This is a genomic window from Arthrobacter sp. Y81 (assembly GCF_002929335.1).
Lineage (GTDB): Bacteria > Actinomycetota > Actinomycetes > Actinomycetales > Micrococcaceae > Arthrobacter.
The window spans coordinates 1-20,172 of sequence record NZ_PJIL01000036.1; the positions used below are offsets into that span (position 1 = coordinate 1).

At 62.4% G+C, this 20,172-nt stretch carries 20 protein-coding genes; 12 read left to right on the plus strand and 8 right to left on the minus strand.

The genetic code is table 11. The features are described 5' to 3' along the window. Positions 1-430 (plus strand): fumarylacetoacetate hydrolase family protein (locus tag CXQ91_RS23680; RefSeq protein ID WP_146072429.1); only part of this gene is annotated, 430 nt, incomplete at its 5' end. After that, positions 430-1,182 carry a maleylpyruvate isomerase family mycothiol-dependent enzyme gene (locus CXQ91_RS23685; RefSeq protein WP_104176301.1) on the plus strand — a complete coding sequence of 251 codons (753 nt, stop codon included), beginning with the start codon at positions 430-432 and terminating at the stop codon, positions 1,180-1,182. The genes CXQ91_RS23680 and CXQ91_RS23685, both read left to right, overlap by 1 nt. Before the next feature lie 273 nt (positions 1,183-1,455). Here CXQ91_RS23685 and CXQ91_RS23690 read toward each other — a convergent pair whose 3' ends face one another. Together CXQ91_RS23690 and CXQ91_RS23695 are read right to left on the minus strand one after the other, a co-directional pair. After that, positions 1,456-1,908: an alpha/beta fold hydrolase gene (locus tag CXQ91_RS23690; protein WP_104176302.1), complete on the minus strand. Its 453-nt coding sequence runs from the start codon at positions 1,906-1,908 to the stop codon at positions 1,456-1,458. 133 nt (positions 1,909-2,041) lie between these two features. Beyond that, positions 2,042-2,752, minus strand: coding sequence for an SDR family oxidoreductase (locus CXQ91_RS23695; RefSeq protein ID WP_104176303.1), 711 nt, complete (start codon positions 2,750-2,752; stop codon positions 2,042-2,044). Positions 2,753-2,923: 171 nt separating this feature from the next. On the opposite strand from CXQ91_RS23695, the gene CXQ91_RS23700 reads away from it, so the two are divergent. The 10 genes from CXQ91_RS23700 (at position 2,924) to CXQ91_RS23750 (ending at position 12,810) form a co-directional block, all read left to right on the plus strand. Beyond that, a complete protein-coding gene (locus tag CXQ91_RS23700) occupies positions 2,924-3,841 on the plus strand; it encodes a LysR substrate-binding domain-containing protein (protein WP_104176304.1) in 918 nt (305 codons plus the stop codon). A 92-nt stretch (positions 3,842-3,933) separates the two neighbouring features. Continuing rightward, positions 3,934-5,301, plus strand: a complete 1,368-nt coding sequence (locus CXQ91_RS23705; RefSeq protein WP_104176305.1) for an MFS transporter — start codon at positions 3,934-3,936, stop codon at positions 5,299-5,301. 8 nt (positions 5,302-5,309) lie between these two features. Beyond that, the gene (locus tag CXQ91_RS23710) at positions 5,310-6,470 is read left to right on the plus strand and encodes a mandelate racemase/muconate lactonizing enzyme family protein (protein WP_258074250.1); all 1,161 of its coding nucleotides are present in this window, start codon (positions 5,310-5,312) and stop codon (positions 6,468-6,470) included. A 53-nt stretch (positions 6,471-6,523) separates the two neighbouring features. Further along, a complete protein-coding gene (locus tag CXQ91_RS23715; RefSeq protein WP_043480746.1) occupies positions 6,524-6,982 on the plus strand; it encodes a VOC family protein in 459 nt (152 codons plus the stop codon). A gap of 8 nt (positions 6,983-6,990) precedes the next feature. Further along, positions 6,991-8,007, plus strand: a complete 1,017-nt coding sequence (locus tag CXQ91_RS23720; RefSeq protein WP_104176307.1) for a cyclase family protein — start codon at positions 6,991-6,993, stop codon at positions 8,005-8,007. A 25-nt stretch (positions 8,008-8,032) separates the two neighbouring features. Continuing rightward, entirely contained in the window at positions 8,033-8,788 is a 756-nt protein-coding gene (locus CXQ91_RS23725) for an SDR family NAD(P)-dependent oxidoreductase (protein ID WP_146072430.1), read from the plus strand. A 121-nt stretch (positions 8,789-8,909) separates the two neighbouring features. Beyond that, positions 8,910-10,028, plus strand: a complete 1,119-nt coding sequence (locus CXQ91_RS23730; RefSeq protein ID WP_258074251.1) for a zinc-binding dehydrogenase — start codon at positions 8,910-8,912, stop codon at positions 10,026-10,028. 227 nt (positions 10,029-10,255) lie between these two features. After that, positions 10,256-11,233: a nitronate monooxygenase family protein gene (locus tag CXQ91_RS23735; RefSeq protein WP_219816603.1), complete on the plus strand. Its 978-nt coding sequence runs from the start codon at positions 10,256-10,258 to the stop codon at positions 11,231-11,233. 67 nt (positions 11,234-11,300) lie between these two features. Next, the gene (locus tag CXQ91_RS23740) at positions 11,301-12,062 is read left to right on the plus strand and encodes an enoyl-CoA hydratase/isomerase family protein (protein ID WP_181039028.1); all 762 of its coding nucleotides are present in this window, start codon (positions 11,301-11,303) and stop codon (positions 12,060-12,062) included. Between the two features lie 511 nt (positions 12,063-12,573). Beyond that, positions 12,574-12,810, plus strand: coding sequence for a transposase (locus tag CXQ91_RS23750; protein ID WP_374953710.1), 237 nt, complete (start codon positions 12,574-12,576; stop codon positions 12,808-12,810). Between the two features lie 226 nt (positions 12,811-13,036). Here the strand turns inward: CXQ91_RS23750 and CXQ91_RS23755 are convergent, their stop codons facing one another. From CXQ91_RS23755 to CXQ91_RS23790, 6 genes are all read right to left on the minus strand, one after another. Continuing rightward, positions 13,037-13,480 (minus strand): RidA family protein, encoded by a 444-nt coding sequence (locus tag CXQ91_RS23755; RefSeq protein WP_104176312.1) that lies wholly within the window; start codon positions 13,478-13,480, stop codon positions 13,037-13,039. Then, the gene (locus CXQ91_RS23760) at positions 13,477-14,862 is read right to left on the minus strand and encodes an NAD(P)/FAD-dependent oxidoreductase (protein WP_181039029.1); all 1,386 of its coding nucleotides are present in this window, start codon (positions 14,860-14,862) and stop codon (positions 13,477-13,479) included. The genes CXQ91_RS23755 and CXQ91_RS23760 overlap by 4 nt, the downstream gene beginning before the upstream one ends. 13 nt (positions 14,863-14,875) lie before the next feature. Further along, on the minus strand, positions 14,876-15,211 hold the full coding sequence (locus tag CXQ91_RS23765; protein ID WP_219816604.1) for an aldehyde dehydrogenase family protein: 336 nt from the start codon (positions 15,209-15,211) through the stop codon (positions 14,876-14,878). Between the two features lie 213 nt (positions 15,212-15,424). Continuing rightward, entirely contained in the window at positions 15,425-17,050 is a 1,626-nt protein-coding gene (locus CXQ91_RS23770; protein ID WP_104176314.1) for an NAD(P)/FAD-dependent oxidoreductase, read from the minus strand. Between the two features lie 57 nt (positions 17,051-17,107). Beyond that, positions 17,108-18,043 (minus strand): alpha/beta hydrolase, encoded by a 936-nt coding sequence (locus CXQ91_RS23775; protein ID WP_104176315.1) that lies wholly within the window; start codon positions 18,041-18,043, stop codon positions 17,108-17,110. A gap of 1,055 nt (positions 18,044-19,098) precedes the next feature. After that, positions 19,099-19,866 (minus strand): SDR family NAD(P)-dependent oxidoreductase, encoded by a 768-nt coding sequence (locus CXQ91_RS23790; RefSeq protein ID WP_104176318.1) that lies wholly within the window; start codon positions 19,864-19,866, stop codon positions 19,099-19,101. Between the last annotated feature and the right edge of the window lie 306 nt (positions 19,867-20,172).

The window sequence follows — 20,172 nt, forward strand, 5'->3', positions numbered from 1 at the left end:
CCGCCGCATCAGCGAAGCGGACGCCGCCGGACACATCGCCGGGTACGCCGTCCTGAACGACGTGTCCATGCGCGACTACCAGTTCCGCACCATCCAGTGGCTGCAGGGCAAGACCTGGGAGAAGTCCACCCCGTTCGGCCCCGCCCTGGTGACCAAGGACGAGTTCAGCGGCGGCCTCATGACCACCGCGGTCGACGGTGAGATCCAGCAGCAGACCCCCACCAACGACGTCGTCTTCACCCCCGAGTTCCTCGTCTCCTACATCTCCACCATCATCACGCTGAACCCCGGCGACGTCATCGCCACCGGCACCCCCGGCGGCGTCGGACACGCGCAGGACCCCAAGCGCTACCTGCAGGACGGCCAGCTCCTGGTCACCACCATCGAGGGCCTCGGAGAACTGAAGAACCGCGTCATCAAGGAAGCCTGATGGCCGCCCGCCACGACCAGACGACGGACCCGGCGCTCCTGGAGGCCCTGCTGCAGGCGCGCCGGGGCACGGCGTTCTTCGCCCGCAAGCTCAACGAACTCACCGACGCGGAGCTCGACGGCGATACGCTGCTGCCGGGCTGGACCCGCCGCCACCTCACGGCGCACATCGGCTACAACGCCCGGGCGATTGCCCGGCTCATCGAGTGGGCGGCCACCGGGGTGGAAACCCCGATGTACGCCTCCACCGACGTCCGGGACCACGAAATCAACTTCGGGGCAACCCTGAGCCCGATCGCGCTGCGGCATCTGTTCGACCACTCCGCCGTGCACCTGAACGTCGAATGGCGGGACCTGCCCGAGGACGCCTGGCACCATAAAGTCCGGACCATCCAGGGTCGCGAAGTCCCCGCCACGGAAACGGTCTGGATGCGCACCCGCGAAGTCTGGATCCACGCCGTCGACCTCGCCAACGGCGCCACCTTCACCGACATCCCCGCACCCGTACTGGAACGGCTCCTCACAGACATCACCGGCGCCTGGCACACCCGCGGCACCGATAAGGGCCTCATCGTCAAGGTGACGGGCACCGACCTCACGTTCGGGGACCCGACGGCGGACTCCCCCACCGTGATATCCGGACCGCTCGCGGCCGCCGTCGAATGGGCCGCCGGCCGCGGCCACGCCGGCGTGACCGCAGTGGACGCCGAGGCCTCGCCAGCGGCGGTTCCGGCCGCCCCGAAGTGGATCTGAGCCACACCGCCGGACCCCACCATGACAAGGAAAGCCCCCTCACCCGAGGGGGCTTTCCTCACATCGCGTTCAGCCGAGTCGACAGACCCGATGCATCCGGCGCATGAGTATTTCAAAGACGCTACGAGTTGGTCCGAGAAGTTGTCAGCCCGCCCTCTTCCGATCAGGATCCTGACAAAGCTTCGTTGAATACGGCGCCCGGGCTGATGGCTTTTCCTGCCCACCCTCAACCCCTCAGGAGTTCAAGCGGCCAGTGAGGCCCTAGGGTCACCGCTACCGCAGGGACCGCCGGAGGAAAGCGAGCAGTTCCCGGTTGAAGTCCTCGGGTTCGTTCCATTGAGGGCGGTGCCCACCTTTTTCACACACGGAAAGGGACGAGTCGGGCAGGGACTGCGCAAACCACTGCATCCCTGCTAGCGGGAATGATGGCGAGTAACGGCCGGTGGCTACCCAGGACGGCACATTGACGGTCGGAACGACGTCTCGCCAGTCGGCGGTGAAGTGATCGACGATCAGTTGAAGCAAGGCCCCTTCGGGGAAATCGACGAGGCCCCCGAGTTCGGTGAGGAGCTGTCCGACGTGGGGCGGCATTGGGGGCTCTAGGGAGCCGTGATCGTCATAGACAAGGCGAACACCGTCTATGGTTCGAAACGACTTTCCATGACCCGTCAATTGCACCCCCTTGGGCAATGAGGCTTGTACGTTCTTCGCGGTGCGCGCCGTCATGCTCCGGAGCGTCGATCTTCGCTAGGGTTTCGCCCGGAACCGGGCCCAGAGCGTCGCTTACCTGTTAGTTGACGACTCTGGCCGGCGGGCCAAGGTCGCCACGGACACTGTATTCACAGGGTCTTGATTGTCCTCACATTGGATTCGATCCGACTGTAAGTCCGCCACAGACATACAGCGTCTGGCCCGTTACGAACCCAGATCGCTCGTCGAGAAAGAAACCGGCAGCGTTGGCGATGTCATCGGGCTGGCCGAGCCTGCCGACGGGAACGGACGAAATGATGGCTTTGGTCTGAGGCGAGTCTTCCGGATTTGCGTTCATGAACAACTCGGTGGCGATCGGTCCAGGCCCGATCGCGTTGACCGTAATCCCGGCTCCTCCGAGTTCCAGAGCCCATGTCCGGGTCAAGCCGATAAGGCCGGCCTTAGCGGCAGCGTAGGCGGTACGCAGTTCCTTACCCAGAGCAGCTCGCGAGGACATGTTGACGATGCGACCGAATCCAGCATCTGTCATGCCTTCGAGGACACTTTGGGTGCACTGCACGGCACATCGGAGGTTCAGTGCGTGTGATTGATCAAATTGGCCCAGAGTTTGCTCCCGGAGCGGGGCCGGGAAGACGGCGCCAACGTTGTTGACCAGGCGTGTAATAGGACCATCCGACAGCGCCGTTTCCAGGGCTTCCGCAGTGCTGTCGACGTCGGAGAGGTCCGCGATAATCGAGCGACCGACGCTTGCGTGCTGCCTGTCGAGGATTACAACCTCCCATCCCTGCTCGAGTCCGTGCAGTGCGATTGCGCGTCCGATTCCTGACGCGCCGCCGGTAACCAGAAGACGTTCGACCATGAGATATTCCTTCCTCCGCACACATCGGCATGAGCGGAACGTTTGTTGCTTCGGCGCAACGCACGCTCTCTAGTATCCGTCCAAACAGCCTGGGATAGTACCCGGATTTCATACTAATTAGGGCTAAACTGATCCAGAGAACAGAATAATCAAATCAGGGAGCACAGAGTCGTGGATATCAAAGATCTTGAGGCTTTCGCCGTTGTAGCCGAAGAACTCCATTTCGGCAGGGCAGCCGCGAAGCTGCACATGTCCCAGCCGCCGCTTAGTGCGCGCATTAAGCAGCTCGAACAAAGCCTCGGCCTCCAGCTGTTCGAGCGAAGCACGCGCAGCGTTGCGCTGACTGATGCAGGCTCAAGGTTGCTGGTTCCGGCACGAAAGGTGCTCAGCCAAGTTCTCGCGGTCCAGAATCTCGCTGAATCGATCGTCGCCGGAGACCAGGGGCGGGTGCGGATCGCCTTCGCCGGCGCCTCGAGCCAGCGCGCCCTTCCGCTACTGACTCGGGCGGTGCGGGAATCGCATCCCGGAATCGAGTTGCAGCTGGAATCGCAGACCTACGTGTATACGGCGCTGGACAAGCTCCTTGAGGGCTCGCTGGATCTTGCTTTCGCGCGCCTTCCTACGCCGCACCCGGAGCTCGAATCGCGCGTCGTCGAAGTGGAGCAGATTTTATGCGCACTGCCGGAGGGGCATCCACGAGCCAATCAGCCCAATCTTTCGCTGGCGGACCTACACGACGAGGACTTTGTCAGCCTTCCATCGGACACCGGATCAATTCTCCAGGCCACCATGTTTGCCCTCTGCATCACAGCCGGGTTCCGGCCACGGGTGGTCCAGGTGTCGCCCGACTCGGCGACCGCGCTTGCCCTTGTAGCTGCCGGAGCGGGCGTCACCATCACCCTGAGTTCCGTGACGCCGGCGCAGTCCGTCGGAATCGTCTACCGGGAACTGGTCGACATTAACCCCAGCCATATGTTCGCAACGCTGACCTGGCGCAAGGACGACCAGTCCCCCGCGCTTGCGGCAGTCCTGAAGGTCTCGGAGTCGGCTCTACCCACCCCTGATCTTTCTGGTTTCCATCTCAAATGAGAGGCAATTGGTATTTCTATTGAGATGAATCTGTAGCTAGTCTCTTGTGACGGCACTAAATCACACGCCCTCAATGAAGAGAGACAATTGCGATGACAACAACACCTGTGGCGGTAGATCCGGGCATCGAGGCCCGCGTCTTCCGAAAAGTGACGGTCAAGGTTCTTCCGCTCCTAATGCTCGGGATGTTCATCTCCTATATAGACCGCGCCAATCTCGGTGTGATCGCAGGCCCGCTGTCTAAGGACCTGGGCCTGACTGCTGCGACATTCGGCCTCGCGGCCGGATTCTTCTACATCGGCTATCTGTTGTTCGAGATCCCCTCGAACATGTTCCTCGCCAAGGTGGGCGCACGAATCTGGCTGGCGCGGATCATGGTCTCTTGGGGCATCGTGACCATCGCCATGGCATGGATGCAGAATGATGTCACCCTCTACATCATGCGGTTCCTGCTCGGATTGGCTGAGGCGGGCTACTCTCCCGGGGCGATGCTCTTCCTCGCTCTCTGGTGCCCGGCCCGACTGCTGCCGAAAGCAATTTCGTGGCTCAACCTCGCTGTCCCTGTCGCCTTGGCGACCGGCTCCGTAGTGACGTCATCGATCCTTCTCATGGATGGTGTCGGCGGCATCGCCGGGTGGCGTTGGGTTTTCGTCCTCGAAGGCCTGCCGGCAATCATCCTCGCCGTCGTTATCTTCTTCCTCCTGCCGTCCTCGCCGGCAAAGGCGCCTTGGCTGGACGAAAAAGAAAAGGCATACCTTGCGCAGAACGTCACACAGCGAACGGATTCCGGAGCCCATGAACTCAAACAGCTCCCGGCAGCGCTGCGGAGGCCGTCACTCTGGGCGTTCGCCGTCACGTACTTCTTCATCCTGATCGGATTCTGGTCGATCACGTACTTCCTCCCCACAATCGTCAAAGAGCAATTCCACCTCGACCCTGTCGCATCCGGTTACGTCTCCGCGCTTCCGTGGATCTTCTCGGCAATCGTCATGTTTGTTATCCTCCGCAGCATCTCCCGGACGGGTGAACGTCGTTGGCACCTCACCATCCCGATGGTTGCCGCCGCGCTGGGACTTCTCATCGGAGTTCTCTCGGGGAACCCCTTCCTGTCACTTATTGGTGTGAGCGTCGCCGCTGCCGGCTTCTTCGCCGTCCTGTCCACGTTCCAGGCGACCGTCGCGCAGGTCTATGCCGGTGCACTGGCCGCTGTGTCCATTGCCCTGGTCAACTCTGTCGGTAACACCAGCGGACTCGTCGGCCCCTACATTCTGGGTTGGCTTACCGACCTCACCGGAACGACCTCCGCAGGGCTCCTGGTCATGTCCGGCTTCTTCGCCCTCGCGGCAATCTTGCTCTACATCCTGATCGGATGGGCTGACCGCCACACAGGGGGCCTCCGCGGGACTTTGAATACCGAAACGGCTGCACGGTCAGCCGCCAATCCGCACACCGAAGGATGACCGAGACTTTGCCTGTTCAAACAGCCACCCATACAGCGACTCCGGGCCATGAGCCGTCAACGGCGGCACGCATCCTCGACGTACGCACCGTGCCGTATGCGATCCCCTATCGCAAACCGCTTCGGTTCGCGAGCGGATCGATCGACCTTGCAGACAACGTTCTCGTGGAGATCGTCACCAGCGACGGGGTAGTCGGAATCGCCGAAGCACCCCCGCGCCCCTACACCTACGGTGAGACGCAAGCGTCGATCGTCGCCGTGATCGAGCAGATCTTCGCACCCGCCATCATCGGACTCTCAATCCTCGACCGCGAACAGGTCCGGTCACGGCTGGCACGGACAGTCGGAAACCCCACCGCCAAAGCCGCAATCGACATGGCCATGTGGGACGCATGGGGCAAGACGATCGGAACCCCGGTCCACAGCCTTCTGGGAGGCTTCACCGACCAGCTCCAGGTCAGCCACATGCTGGGATTCGATGATCCCGACGTCGTGGCCGCCGAGGCCATCCAACTGCGCGAGACGCTCGGCATCGCGAGCTTCAAAATCAAGGTCGGACGCCGGCCCATCCCCCTGGACGTGGCCGTCTGCAAAGCCGTCCGTGAAGCCCTGGGGCCCGAGGCCGAACTGTACATCGACGGGAACCGCGGATGGACAGCAGCGGAATCCGCCCTTGCGGTCCGTCAGCTCGAAGACGTAGGTCTCAGCCGCGTCGAAGAACTCTGCCCCGCCGATGACGTACTGGGCAGGCGCTGGCTCGTCTCGCAATGCCCAATCCCATTCGTCGCCGACGAGAGCGCTCCGACGCCCGCAGACGTCACCCGCGAAATCCTCTCGGGTGCAGCGACCGCAGTGAGCATTAAGACAGCCCGGACAGGATTCTCCGACTCGCTCCGTGTCTCCCACCTTGCCGAGGGTCTCGGGATCGAAGCAGTCATCGGTAACCAGATCGACGCGCACCTCGGCACCGTCTGCTCGCTCGTGTTCGGCGCATCCCAAGAGATCACCTCACGCTCCGCCGCGGAACTGTCCAACTACCTTGACATGGCCGACGGACTACTCCAGGAACCACTCCTGATCGAGAATGGGCACATGCGGGTGCCCGACGGGCCCGGCCTCGGCGTCCGACTCGATCCGGAGAAGGTTGCCCGCTACCGCGTCGACCTCTGACACCGTTCAAACCCCGCACCCCAATCCCAAACCCATCAATCAAAGGATCCATAATGGTTTACCTCCGTCTCCACCACGTCAACGTCACCTCCGATGACATGTCGCTGCTGACCGACTTCTACGGAAAGGCCCTGGGGCTGAACCAGCTCCCCTCCCCTGCGATGATCGCAACGTCCAAGAACGCGGACAAGGACATCGACGGCGACGCCGAGTGGGACAGTGCCGCAAAGTTCTACGACGCCGGCGACCCCAATGAGCTTCAGATCCACGCCACCCAGCGCCAGCCATATCTGGCGGCGCAGGAAGGGCATTCTGTCAACCCGCTCATCGGGGGGCACTTCGCATTCCGGACAGATGACATTGAGGCGATCAAGGCGCGTTTGACCGAGCACAACATCCCGTTCGACGACTGGGGCATCTGGTCGGTCGAGGGCTGGCACCAGATCTTCTTCACCGACCCCGCCGGCAACATGATCGAGATCCACCAGGTCATGACCGAGGGCGAGTCCTGAACCAGCCGATGACGACTCCTCAAGCCCTTCCGCATACCTCAGGGGGTGAGTTCCCCCGGTTCGACCTGCTGCTCGATCGCCCCGGGCGGCTGCGGGGAACGGCGTGGGGCCTGTGGGGCCCGGCAGATCAGCTCGGAACGCTCAACCACCTCACTCCCGAACGCGTGCTCGCCGCACGCGGGAGCATCGTGACAGGCGACGTCGTCCCGCTCAACCTTCCTTTAACCGAGTTCGACCCGCCGATCATCCCCCACCGCGGATTAATTGAACACACCGTGTTCGGTTTGAATGACTTTCACCGCGATGACCGAATCGACAACCTGTTCCTGCAGGCGTCCACGCAGATCGACGGACTTCGGCACTTCGGGCACCCGGACCGCGGCTTCTACGACGACGCCGATCCCAAGCGGCTGGTTGCCGGGCAACCCGACCTCGGCATCCAAGCGGTCGCGCAACGCGGGATCGCAGGAAGAGGATTACTCATCGATGTGGGCGCCTACCGCGAAGCGGTCGGCCGTCCCATCGACCAGACACGAAACGAACAAATTCCCGTCGAGGACCTTGACGCAACGCTCGAGTGGCAAGGGAGTTCGATCCATCCCGGCGACATCATCATGATCCGCACCGGATGGCTGAAGTACTTCCGGCAGGGCCCTGATCGTTCCGATGGTGTCCTTCGCTCCCCGGGCCTTCGCCAATCGGAAGACACGGCGGCCTGGCTTTGGGATCACCAGGTCTCGGTGGCGGCGTCGGACAACATCGCGCTCGAGGCTTGGCCGGCGACAGATTCGAACCTCACCGTCGACGCAGAACTCACCGGTACGATGCCGAAATCCAGCCACAGCGGGATGCTGCACCGCATCCTCATACCGCTGCTGGGACTCACTATCGGTGAACTCTGGGTACTCGACGAACTTGCCGCTGCCTGCACCCTGCGTGGACGGTACGACGTATTCCTCACCGCACAGCCGCTGAACCTGTTAGGTGGCGTCGGCAGCCCCGCCAACGCAATGGCAATCCTCTAAGAACTGAACATCAGGAGCACGTAACGTGAATCAACCCCAATCAATGAAAGCCGAAGCCGTCCTCATCACCGGCGGGGCATCGGGCATCGGCCTGACTTGCGCACGCCAGGCTGCGGCCAGAGGTGCCCGGGTAGCCGTCGTCGATATAAACCCCACGGCGGCCGCAGAAGCAGTAGCGACGCTGGATGGAGACGGACACCTCGCGATTGCCGCCGATGTGACCGACGCCGACGCCATGCGGCGCGCCGCCGACCAATTCGCCGAAGGGGGAAGCTTGACGGGCGTGGTCGCCGCCGCCGGCATAGTCAGCCGGTCACCGTTGCTCGACATCGATGTCGCCGAATTCCGGCGAGTGCTCGACATTAATGTGATCGGGGTCCAGAACACGATTTCCGCCGCGGGCCCGCACCTTATCCGTGCAGGCGCCTTGGGAACCGTAGTCGTCCTGGGCAGCGCCGCCGCGTTCACCGGAGGCGGACTGATGGGAAACGGCGCCTACGCCACCTCCAAAGCCGCTCTCATCGGACTGGTTCGCGGTTACGCCCGCGAACTTGCCCCCCACCGCGTGCGCGTGAACATGGTCGCTCCCGGGGCAACGGAAACCCCGATGACAGATGTATTGAGCGACTCCGACCGCGACCGGATCGCAGGAATGTCACTCCTGGGACGCCTCTCAAAGCCGGAGGAAATTGCCGCCGCCATCTCCTTCCTCCTCGCACCCGACGCCGGCACCATCACGGGACAGATCCTCCACGTCAACGGGGGCGTGGTCTTCGGCTGAAACGCTGCCGCCCCCCCGCGGGGATGAAGGGAGGGGCTCCTGCCGAGCCGACGGCGGCAACCCCCTTTTGCACCAACATCCCCACTTTTCGCGCCAATATCCCAACAGACAGGTTTCAAGAATGACATCCCTTCGTGCTCCCGAGGCAGAATCCGCCCGTGCCGGCAGCACCATGCGTGCCGTGGTCAAGGCGAGGCCCGAGCGCGGTGTCGAGTTCGTCACGGCATATGCCGAACCGCAGGTCTCGGCCGGAAAGGTAAAGATTCAAATCGCTGCTGCCTCGGTCTGCGGAACCGACCGAGCACTGTACGAGTACTCGCCCATGGCGCAGGCATTCAACCTCAAGATTCCCGTCGTGCTGGGGCATGAGTGTGCAGGAACGATCATTGAAGTCGGTTCAGGTGTTGAATCCCTCAATGTGGGCGACAGAGTGGCCCTCGAGTCCCACGTCGCCTGCTGGGACTGCTACCCCTGCCGTACCGGTGACGCCCACAATTGCCTCAATATGGAACTCCTCGGTCTGCACTTAGATGGCGGCTTTGCCGAGCGGCTCGTAGTACCAGCCGCGGCCTGCTTCAAGCTGCCCGCTGACTTTCCGCTGGAACAGGGCGCCCTTCTCGAGCCGGCCGGGGTCGCCATGCACGCAATCCAACGATCCAAGATCGACCTCATCGGGGCTGACGTTGTGGTCAGCGGCGGAGGCCCCGTCGGCTTGTTCATCGCTGCAATTGCCGGCGCCATGGGAGCTGCCAACGTGGTCGTTGTGGAACCCAACGCCTACCGCAGAGGCCTCGTCGAAGCCCTCGGCGCAACAGCATTTGCCCCCGAAGATGATGTCGTCGGGACGTGTAGGAAGCTTTCGGGCGACAAGATTGGTTTTGATGTTGCCTTCGAAGCTTCAGGAGTGCCGGCCGCACTGCCGCCGCTCCTCGAAGCCCTCCGCAGGGAAGCGACGGTAGTCGCCGTCGGGATTCCAGGAAGGCCGATTGAATTGGACGTCGCCGCATACCTGATCAAAAAGGGGCTGACTTTCACAGGCAGCTTCGGGCGCTCTCTCTGGGGAACGTGGGAGCAGATCGCAGAACTTGTCGCTAGCGGAAAATTGGACCTGTCCAAGTTCGTCACCCACCGCCTTCCGCTTTCCGCTCTCGACGAGGCCATCGGACTCCTCTCCCAGGACTCCTGCAAGGTCCTGCTCATTCCGGCGCTTCCCGACCGTCCAAGGAACGACGATCTGTAGGTTCTTGACGGACGATGGGTGCCGCGCGCAGTGGCTGCGTGGCGAAATGCCCGGCAGGTGTCGACGGGAGCCAGCGCACGACGAGCAGACCAAATCCGACTAGCCTAAGGAATCCTTTAAATGTCTAAGGTCTACACAACTGCGGCCCACGTCCGCCGGTCCGACCTCCTGGGGTCGCGGACCCGCTGCAGGGTTGACCGCGTTATTACCGACGAAAACAGCTGGTCATGAAGACACGTGCAACGCAGATTCTCGGCATCGAACATCCAGTGGTGCAGGGCGGCATGCAGTGGGTGGCAACCGCTGAGCTTGCAGCCGCCGTCTCCGACGCCGGCGCGCTCGGCATAATCAGCGCGCTGACCACTGGCTCACCAGAGAATCTGGCGCGTGAAATCAGACGCTGTCGTGAACTAACGGACCGCCCTTTCGGAGTGAACCTGACCATTCTGCCGTCCATCAGTCCTCCTCCCTATGATGAGTATCGCGACGTGATCGTCAACGAAAATGTCTCCGTAGTGGAGACCGCCGGAAACAATCCGGGTCCATTTGTTGACGTGTTCAAGGCGCAGGGGATCACGACCATCCACAAATGCACCAGTGTGCGGCATGCGCTCAAGGCCGAGGCCTTGGGTGTGGATATTGTCAGCATCGATGGGTTCGAATGCGCGGGCCATCCGGGCGAGGACGATGTCCCTGGTCTTGTCCTAATTCCCGCAGCCACCGCCCGTCTCCGGATACCAGTACTGGCATCCGGAGGAATAGCCGACGGCCGCGGGTTGGTCGCGGCGCTGGCGCTGGGAGCCGAAGGAATCAGCATGGGGACGCGGTTCATGTGCACCCAAGAATCTCCAATTCATCCAAGGATCAAGGACGCGATCGTTGCTGCCACCGAGTTGGAGACGGAGCTCATTTTTCGGCCACTGCGCAATACTTCGCGCGTGGCAAGCAACTCGGTCAGCCGCGAGGCAGTGGGGATCTTGGCCAACGGCGGTGTTTTCGAGGACGTCAAGAACTTGGTGGCTGGGTCCAGGGGCAGACGGGTCTATAGAGAGGGCGATCCCGAGTCCGGTGTCTGGACCGTTGGTATGGTCCAGGGGCTCATTCACGATGTGCCAGGCTGCTCAGAGTTGGTGGCCAGGATTGTCCAGGAGGCCGAGGACCTGATCCACTCACGCCTAAGCGCAGGGATTGAAGCCCGCGCATGACGTGTCTTTTTGTCCTCCGAAGTGCGGGCCAACGATTGTCGGGGCCGTGATGCCCACGGATGGGCTGGTGTTGACCGCACTGCACGACGGTGTTCTGGTAGTAACGCTGAATGATCCGGCTCGCCGCAACCCCGTTTCCACACTGATGCGTGAACAACTGATCGCTGCCTTCGCTGCGGCCGCCGCGGACGACGCCGTCCGCGTTTTGGTCCTCACGGGGGCAGCCGGCGCGTTCAGCTCAGGCGGAGACCTTTCCGCGATGCCGCCTGCGACGAAGGAAGACAGCGATGAACGGATGAGCCGGATCCGGGCGCTGGTGCAGTTGGTTGCCGAATCCGCGAAACCCATGATCGCGGCCGTTGAAGGCCCGGCAGCCGGAATTAGTGTTGGACTGATGGCGGCCTGCGACATAGTCATCATGGCAGAAGGGGCAAAGGCACTGTTTCCGTTTACCCGTCTAGGACTGCTCCCCGATGGCGGTTTGATGGGCTCACTGTCGCACCGGATCGGGCGGTCCGCGGCCAAGCGGGTACTGCTGCTGGGCGACCCTGTCGGCGCCAGCGAGGCGCTCACGCTGGGGCTTGCGGACGAAGCGGTCCCCGCAGGCCAGGCGCTGCAGCGGGCCGTGGACATGGCCGTCGTGCTCGCAGGGCGCGCGCCGCCGTCGCTGGCTGCGATCAAAGATTTCTTCGCGGCCGGGCGGCTGGACGTCGACGACGCTCTCGCCGCCGAGCAACGAATCCAGCGGGAGCTGTACTTTTCGCAGGATTTCGCCGAAGGAAAAGCCGCCTTCTATGGCCGGCGCGAGCCGCGGTTCACCGGGAACTAACAACCCACCTCACGCGACACGGACAGGGACTGGCACGAGTTGCCGGGCGGACTCCCAGCGAATCGTCGAATAGGCATAGGCCCTGCAAAGGGCGCGAGCTTCAGCGTCCAGGCACCCGAAACCGTGGAGACCGTATCAACGGGTCGTATTCCACACTCGCACTGGCAACGCGAGACGAATGAAGACATCAATGGATTCCCACGCCAGTTTCTCCATAGGCTCTCTCCGACCTTATCCACCTACGCCCCCGAAAATCTTGCCGGCGTCCCAAAGCGAGTCCCCTTCGACCGGACCTTCCCTCCCGTGCGGACCACGCACAGGTCTACAACACAGTTTCGTGGCAGCCGCCATGCTAACAGACCAAATGGCGGCCCCCAGCACTCTGATGACCAGGCGCTGCAGTTCACCTATCACGCCGATGTCGGACAGGCCGGACTGCCCGCGGGGTGCCTGGCACAGATCGACAAGCAGGTCGCCGACACGGCCGCTAGCTGCCGCTATGGCCATGTGATTGCGTCCGCGGGGCATCCAGATCACGACCGCGTTCGGGCTGGCCGTGGAGATCGGCGACTGGACACGCTTCACCGGCTCGGCCATCGGCTCCTATCTCGGACTGGTCCCCAGCGAGGACTCCTCCGGACAGTCCCGGCGCCAGGGCCCGATCACGAAGGCCGGGAACACCTGTGCCCGTAAACGCCTCGTCGAAGCCGCTTGGCATCACCGGCGCCCCTACGCCCTGCCCGGGTAACGACTGCTGCGCCAACTCGATCGCGTAGCCCCTGCAACCCGCATGCGCGCCTTCGAAGGAAACCACCGGTTGCACAACAAATGGGAAGACTTCGATGCCCGCGAAACAAAATGTCCGTCAAGGCCGACACCGCGATCGCCCACACGGATCCAGAACGCACCACCTCACACAGCGGAATCCCCTGCTCAGCAGGGGATTCCGCATGTTCAGCGCACATTACTTCGGACTAGGGCGAGATCCTCGCAATTGCGCTGATCTCGATGACAACGCCTGGGATCGCGAGACCGCTCACACCAATTGCTGTCCAGGCGGGGTAGGGAGAGGCCAAGAATGCGTCCTTCACCGCTGGGAACCAGTCGAAGATGGTCGTAACATCGCCGACGTGGTGGCTGGTGATGCTGACGATGTCCTCGAACTCCAGCCCCGCCTCGCTTAGTACGGCGCCGATTCTCTCGAACGCGCATCGCGCCTGCCCTGACGGGTCGTCAGGAACCTCGCCGTTGCCATCAACTCCGGTCTGACCCGAGATGAACAGGAAGCCGCTGGCTTCAAAGCCCGGTGAGAAGTGATACTGCCGGTAGTCATCGGCCATGGATTCCGGGGTTATGGAGCGTCCGCCCGCACGCTGAGTGGACAGGGATGTCATCTCTTTCCGTGACACGTCGCTCATGCGAAATTCTCGAGAATGGCTGCCGCTGCCTTTTGGCCCGCTCGCACGCCGCCCTCCATGTAGCCCGACCACTGGAAGGAGGCTTCGGTACCGGCGAAGTGGATTCTGCCGACCGAGTCACGCAATGCCGCACCGAAGTGCGCCAGGACGCCAGGTGGCATGTATGTGACTGGACCGCCCTTCGCCCACTCCTGTGTTGTCCAGTTCGTTTCGTGGAAGTAGCTGGGCGCTTTCGCTTCGGGGCCGAATGCTTTGACCAACAGCTCGATGAAGGCACTTTGGCGCTCTTCGGCCGAGTGTGCAGCCCACCGATCGTAGCTCGAACCTCCGACAAAGCCGATCAGAGTTGCCAGCGAGTCGGTGGGTTTCGTGCCATCGAGGATGAACGTCCCATAATCGTCGGTGTCCATAATCGCACCCGAATAGCCCTGCTCCACCCAGAACGGCGTGGTGTAGCGCACCTGCAACTTGTAGTACCGACCCATACGCGCGCCTGCCTGAAGCTGGGTCCGCGCTGGCGGCAGCGGCGGTTCGAACCCGATCTGGTTTGCGGCTAGGGGTGACATGGCGATGATGACATGCCGAGCGGAGAGACTTCGCTCGCTCGAGAAGACGGTGACGCCGGAACTGTTCTGCTCGATCCGGCTGACCGGCCAGTCTAGGAGCACGTTGTCCCGTCCGATGGCATCGGCGATTCGCCAGCTCACCTGTGCAGCCCCGCCGATCCACCAGGCCCACTGGGCCCCATCCCGAGTACCCAACAGCGATTCAATCCCTTCACATTCGCTGACGTAATAGGCCCAATACAGAAGGGAGACCTCGTCGGGGTGGGCGCCGAGGATCGCGTTGACGATGAGAGTGTGCAGTTGCCGGGCTTCCGGACTCTCAACGGTCTCTGTCAACCATGTGCCGACAGTCTTGCTGTCCAGAACCGCGGCGTCAGGCGCTGCCCAGGGTTGGTTCCAGCCGACGCTGTCGGCTAGCTTGTCGAGGGCCTCGAGAGATGCCAGAAACTCCGGCACGAAGGCGAGCCCCGTATCGAGCTGCTCATCGGGTGCACGCAGCAAGTCGCCCAGCACGACGTATGTGTCGTCGCCCGGTTTACCCGACGGGGTCATCTCTAGGCCCAGGCTTGTGCCAAGTTCGATCAGTTGAGTGTGCGTCTCCCCGATGAACATCCCACCGTAGTCGATCGGGCCGCCGGGCACGTCCCCCGGTTCGGTCCAGGTCCGGCCGCCAATTCTGTCATTGGCTTCGACGATGATGACCTTCTTGCCTTGGTCATGGAGGGCCTTGGCGGCAGAACTGCCCGATATCCCCGCTCCGATGACGATGACGTCGGCATCGAGAGCGGCTGGCTCAGGGTTGTTGGTGAGGGTCACAGTATTTCTCCTTCTAGTATCGTTCTCTTGCAAATCCCAGGCGGCCACAACCAGCACGGGATGGGACGGATGCCGGGCGTTGATTCCGCTCGGCGGCACTCCGCGTCCCCCAGCGCACGGAGAGCGCGATCAGCTCGGTGCGGACGACGGCCGTGTCGAGACGCTCGTCCGCCATGTACTCCTCCACATGGTCGGAGTAGTACTGGTAGATCGATGCGACCATCGCCACATCGCCCTTGGCCTGCGCGATCGGCCTGCCCATGGCCAAGGTGAGGAGCTTCGCCAGCTCGTCGGCCTGCTCAAGGTTGATCTCGGCCGCCGAGGTCAGGACGACACGGCGCCGCTCCAACGACGTGGCGCGGCAGGATCAGCATGCTGCCGTGCTGCGTCCGATGAGATCGTCCAGCTCGTCATCCGAAGTCTCCGGATACTGGGGCGTCTTGTCTTCGATGGTCGGGGCGATGGTGGTGTTAGACACCCATGGGTGATGCTCCTCTGTGGTCGGGCGTCCTGCTGCCATCGGTTCGATGGCAGCCGGCCGGTCTGGGCGAGGGATGTGGTGTCAGACCGCGACCGTGTCGGCCGCTTTCAGCTCGAAGCCGCGGTATCCGTTGGCGGTGACGTCGGCAAGGATGGCCCGGTAGTTGCCCAGGCCGCCCAGGTAGAACAGCACGGAGGGCTTCTTGCCCGGGATGTTCGCGCCGAAGATCCACGAGTCGACCTTGGTGAACAGCGTCATGTTGGCAATCGTGGTGCAGGTCTCGGTCCATTCGGCCTCGGCCTCCGGCGTGGGCTCAATTGCACGCAGCCCGTTGCGCTCGGCATGCTGAATCGTGTCGCTGATCCATTCGACCTGGGTCTCGATGCTCGGTGGCAGGTTCGTGAAGGGGCCGTTGGGGCCCAGCACCATGAACCAGTTAGGGAAGTTCGCCGTGGAGATGCCCAGGTAGCTGGTCGGCTGGCCGTCCCAGTGATCGTTTATGCTCAGGCCCTCGCGGCCGCGGATCTCCATGCGCCGGTAGTTGCCGTCCACGGCGTCGAACCCGGTGGCAAAGACAAGCACATCCAGTTGGTGCAGGACCCCGTCCTCGGTCACCACACCCATGGGGGTGACTTCGCGGATGGGGTTCTCCTTGATGGCGACGGCCTCCACGTTCGGCCGGTTGAAGACCTGGTAGTAGCCGTTGTCGCACAGCGGGCGCCGGGCGAACAAGCCGGTCGGCATCAGCTTGCGGGTCGTCTCCGGGTCCTCAATGATTTCGGCGATCTTGGAACGGATGAAGGACGCTGCGGCCTCGTTGGCTTCCTCGTCGGTGGCGATGTCACCGAAGGTGGCAAACATGAAGCGGAATCCACCGCCATGCTGCCAGGCCTCCTCCAAGACGCGGCGGCGCTCCTCCTCCGAGACACTCATCGCCGGCACGGTGCTCTCCTCGAATCCGAAGGCCACGGAGGAAGCCTTGACCTGCGTCCAGATCCGGTCGTAATCGGCCTTGATGGCATCGATCTGCTGCGTTGTCACGGGGCGGTTGCCGACCGGGACGGAGTACTGCGGGGTCCGGACGAAAACGGTCAGGTGCTCGACCTCCGGTGCCAAGGCCGTGATGACCTGCTGGCCGGTGGATCCGGTGCCAATCACGCCGACGCGGCGGCCTGCGAGGTCCTTGCCCTTCGGCCAGGCTGCGGTGTGGATGATCTCGCCCTCGAACGTGTCCAGACCGGGCAGGTTCGGGAGGTTGATGGCTGAGAGTAGTCCGACGGCGTTGACCACATAGGTGGCGCGGTACACGTCGCCGGCGTCGGTGGAGACCTCCCACAGACCCTCGTCTTCCAGGTAGATGGCGGACTTGACCTCGGTTCCGAAGCGGAAGTGGCGGCGCAGGTCGAAGCGGTCGACGACGTCCTCAAGGTATTCCAGAATCTCGGGCTGGGTGACGTACGTGTTTTTCCACGTGCCGCTCTGCAGCAGGTCATTGTCGAACGAGTAGCGGTAGACGTAGCTCTCGGTGTCCGAGAGTGCGCCGGGGTAGCGGTTCCAATACCAGGTGCCACCGGGCCCGTCTGCCTTGTCAAAGCCGATCACGGACAGGCCAAGCTCGTTGGCGAACTTGTGGACGGCGTAGATGCCGCCAAAGCCCGCGCCGATGACGACGGCGTCAACGGTATGGGGGGTGGTCTTTACGGTCAAGGCAAACTCCTTTGTTGTTATGTTGCAGGGTAAGTAGTGGTGGATGATGGATGGTTGTCACTTCCGGTACCAGGCGGCGAGCTTCTCGAACTCCTGATCCACGAGGGCGGACCGGCCGGCCAGGAACGGGTAGACGTGCTGCTGGCCCTCCCCGATGGACAGGGTGACATCTACACCGGCTGCCTTGGCGCGCTCCTCCACTCGGGTGGCGTTGTCCAGGAGCGACTCGACGCTACCGGCCGTCATGTAAAGGCGCGGGAAGCCGGCGAAGTCTGCGTACAGCGGGTTCGCCAGCGGGGACTTCGGGTCGACGGTGCCCCCAAGGACGCCGGCGATCATGCCCTCGAGCAGTTCCGGGGTGATCAGCGCGTCGGTGTCGCTGTTGGTGACGAGGGTCTGACCCTTGTTCTCCATATCGAGCCACGGGGAAAAGGCAATGACCTGACCGGGGCCCTGCTTGCCCTGTTCCTTGAGGGCCAGGGCGATCGCAATAGCCAGGTTGCCGCCGGCGGAGTCGCCGATGGTGGTGATGTCCTGCGGGGCGCGGCCGGATGCGACGAGCGCGTCGAAGGCGGCCACACCGTCCTCAATCTGGGCAGGGTGCTGGAACTCGGGGGCGCGACGGTAGTCCAACACGAAGCTGACGACGCCGAGGGCCTTGGCGACGTGGGCCGCGAGCTTACGGTGGCTGGACGCCGAGCCGACGGCGAACCCACCGCCGTGCGTGTACAGGAGCTCCTTGGACTCGTCCGCCCCCTGAGGCAGGCACCAGATGCCCGGGACTCCGCCAACGGTATCCTCGCGGTACATCACGCCTTCAGGCTCGACGGTCGGCTGGTGCCACTCGTCGAACATGGAACGAAACAGGCGCATGGACAGATCCGGCGTCGCCGCCATGATCCGGGACCAATCGGAGTAGAGGTCGCGCAGCACGTCCTGGCCCTCGGAACCGGCGGGATCGGTGCCAGGCTGTTCAGAGATGTTGGTGGTCATGGGTGACTCCTTCTGGCTCGGCTGCGGATCAGGTGGGTTGATGCCTGGTCCGCGTTCTGTTCCGTTCTTGCCGCGACCGCCCCCAATGTGATGGCGTCACGGTGGCTAAATTCGATTTAGAGTTGAGTTCCAGCGCACAGGTGTTCAAAGGTTAAACAGCCGGCACCGTGCATTGATGCTCCGAATCTCCCCAAAACGGCGTCTCATCTTGGCTGGCTGATTTCAGCTGCCCGGCGCCACTGTGGCTTCTTGGCGAATGCTGCCACAGGCCCTGAACTCGGCTGGCCGCCACACAGTGTGCATGCTAATGTCGAGCAACTTCCGCTCGCCGAAGTCCGTGATGGCCCATACAAATCCGTGTTCGGGGAAAGTCATGTCAACCGACCCGAGCCAAAATGCTCCGGTTTCGTGATCTTTCACAGCGATGCGGTGGCCTCGGTCTAGGGAAAGGAAGAGATTGATTTCGCATTCTGATAGCGAATCCTTCGACTCTTTTCTCCTCGACGCGGCGTTCAGGGCCGCCGTTCGCAGGGTGCAGACAGAACGGCCCACAGCTGAACAGTCCATATTAAACACGCTGCTGGGCGGCGCATCGGAGACACCTCTCTGAGGCCCGCTCATCGCAAGTGGCTGCCCCATCTTTCGATTGTCACGCCCGGGGGAACGCTGCTGTTCAGACGGGCTTCATAGCGACCCGGGCCCAGCCGCGTCACCGAGATACCGACCTGTTCAGTCATCGCCGCCGGCTTCAGGAGATCCTCTGCTTCATTCAATGCGGCGTCTAATTCCGCTCTGGCGTGAACGACTATGCCCAGACAGTCGGACGTTAAATGTATGGTCATGAATCCTTACTTTCATGGCGGTGATCAGTACTTTGGAAACCCCAATGCCCTCGGTATCGAGGGAGGAGAGCCAGCAGACCAGAATTGTCAATCGGAGGAGAAATCTAGACGGCCGGGCGGCCCCAGTGGAGATCTCCCGCCCGTGGACTCATGGAATCCGGGCGGAAGCTCCACGCAACTTCTGGGCGCAGTGATCCCCTTGTCACTCGACTGCTATTCGGGTAGCTGAACTTCTGGAAGTATCTGACCGCCATCGACGATGACAGTCTGGCCTGTGATGTAGGAGGATCTGCGATCGGCAAAGAAACTAACCGCGTGTGCAATGTCGGCAGGAGTCGCTAGTCTGCCAACAGGGATACTCTTCACTGTCGATGCAATGTAATCCTCGGACAGGTCGTCCCAAGCAGGAGTGCGAACGTTCCCCGGCATTACAGCGTTGACAGTGATCCCCGTTTTCGCGAGCTCGAGTGCGGCAGATCGCATCATTCCTAGTTGGCCGGCCTTTGACGCTCCGTAGTGCGTCCAACCAGGGAACCCTGTGACTGCGCCCGTGATCGAGGAAGTGATGACAATCCGTCCGAACTCCTGCTTCCGCATCAACCGTGCGGCGTGCTTCACGCAATAGAACGCCCCTCGCAAGTTCACGTTTTGAACAAGTTGCCATTCGTCTTCCCCGATGTCCTCCATCCGAGCACCTGGATAAATGCCGGCGTTTGCGCACACGACATCCACGCGATTCCAGGTGTCTGCCACAGCATCAAATGCCCGACTGACGCTTTCTTCCGAGGTCACGTCGGTTGCGATTGCGCGCAGTCGATTGGGGGGTTGCTGCAAGTCCGCGACGACCTGCTCTGCGGCCTGTAGGTTGACGTCCGCAATCGCTACATTGTCGCCCTCCTCCAGAAATCGCTCGACGATTGCGCGACCGATGCCGCTCGCACCGCCCGTAACGATTACGGCTCTCGATTGATTCTCATGCATTGGTTGCCTCCATGGCGTCACCGTTATTTTTACGAAAACTGTCAACCCCGTTTGAAGCTCCTCTGCGAGAAACTCGCAGCATGCTCTCAGGACCTTCTCGCGTCGCCCAGGCGCTGGTCCTGGCCAAACGTGGGTAAGTTCGTCAATTCGTCGAGGCCGTGTTCATTGCCTAGGACGTGTGGCGGATACAGGTCGTTAGGTCCAGGGCTGGCAATGAGTGCGATGGTGATCGTTGAGTTCATTCTTCTGGAATGCCAGCCGAGTTCGACTTACGAAGGGACAGCAACGCACCTATCAGGGGCAGGC

What these genes read in the sequence shown, in the direction of transcription:
- CXQ91_RS23685 (WP_104176301.1), top strand. Translation starts at nt 430, where the DNA reads ATGGCCGCCCGCCACGACCAGACGACGGACCCGGCGCTCCTGGAGGCC.
- CXQ91_RS23690 (WP_104176302.1), bottom strand. Translation starts at nt 1,908, where the DNA reads ATGACGGCGCGCACCGCGAAGAACGTACAAGCCTCATTGCCCAAGGGG.
- CXQ91_RS23695 (WP_104176303.1), bottom strand. Translation starts at nt 2,752, where the DNA reads ATGGTCGAACGTCTTCTGGTTACCGGCGGCGCGTCAGGAATCGGACGC.
- CXQ91_RS23705 (WP_104176305.1), top strand. Translation starts at nt 3,934, where the DNA reads ATGACAACAACACCTGTGGCGGTAGATCCGGGCATCGAGGCCCGCGTC.
- CXQ91_RS23715 (WP_043480746.1), top strand. Translation starts at nt 6,524, where the DNA reads ATGGTTTACCTCCGTCTCCACCACGTCAACGTCACCTCCGATGACATG.
- CXQ91_RS23720 (WP_104176307.1), top strand. Translation starts at nt 6,991, where the DNA reads ATGACGACTCCTCAAGCCCTTCCGCATACCTCAGGGGGTGAGTTCCCC.
- CXQ91_RS23730 (WP_258074251.1), top strand. Translation starts at nt 8,910, where the DNA reads ATGACATCCCTTCGTGCTCCCGAGGCAGAATCCGCCCGTGCCGGCAGC.
- CXQ91_RS23735 (WP_219816603.1), top strand. Translation starts at nt 10,256, where the DNA reads ATGAAGACACGTGCAACGCAGATTCTCGGCATCGAACATCCAGTGGTG.
- CXQ91_RS23755 (WP_104176312.1), bottom strand. Translation starts at nt 13,480, where the DNA reads ATGAGCGACGTGTCACGGAAAGAGATGACATCCCTGTCCACTCAGCGT.
- CXQ91_RS23775 (WP_104176315.1), bottom strand. Translation starts at nt 18,043, where the DNA reads ATGACCACCAACATCTCTGAACAGCCTGGCACCGATCCCGCCGGTTCC.
- CXQ91_RS23790 (WP_104176318.1), bottom strand. Translation starts at nt 19,866, where the DNA reads ATGCATGAGAATCAATCGAGAGCCGTAATCGTTACGGGCGGTGCGAGC.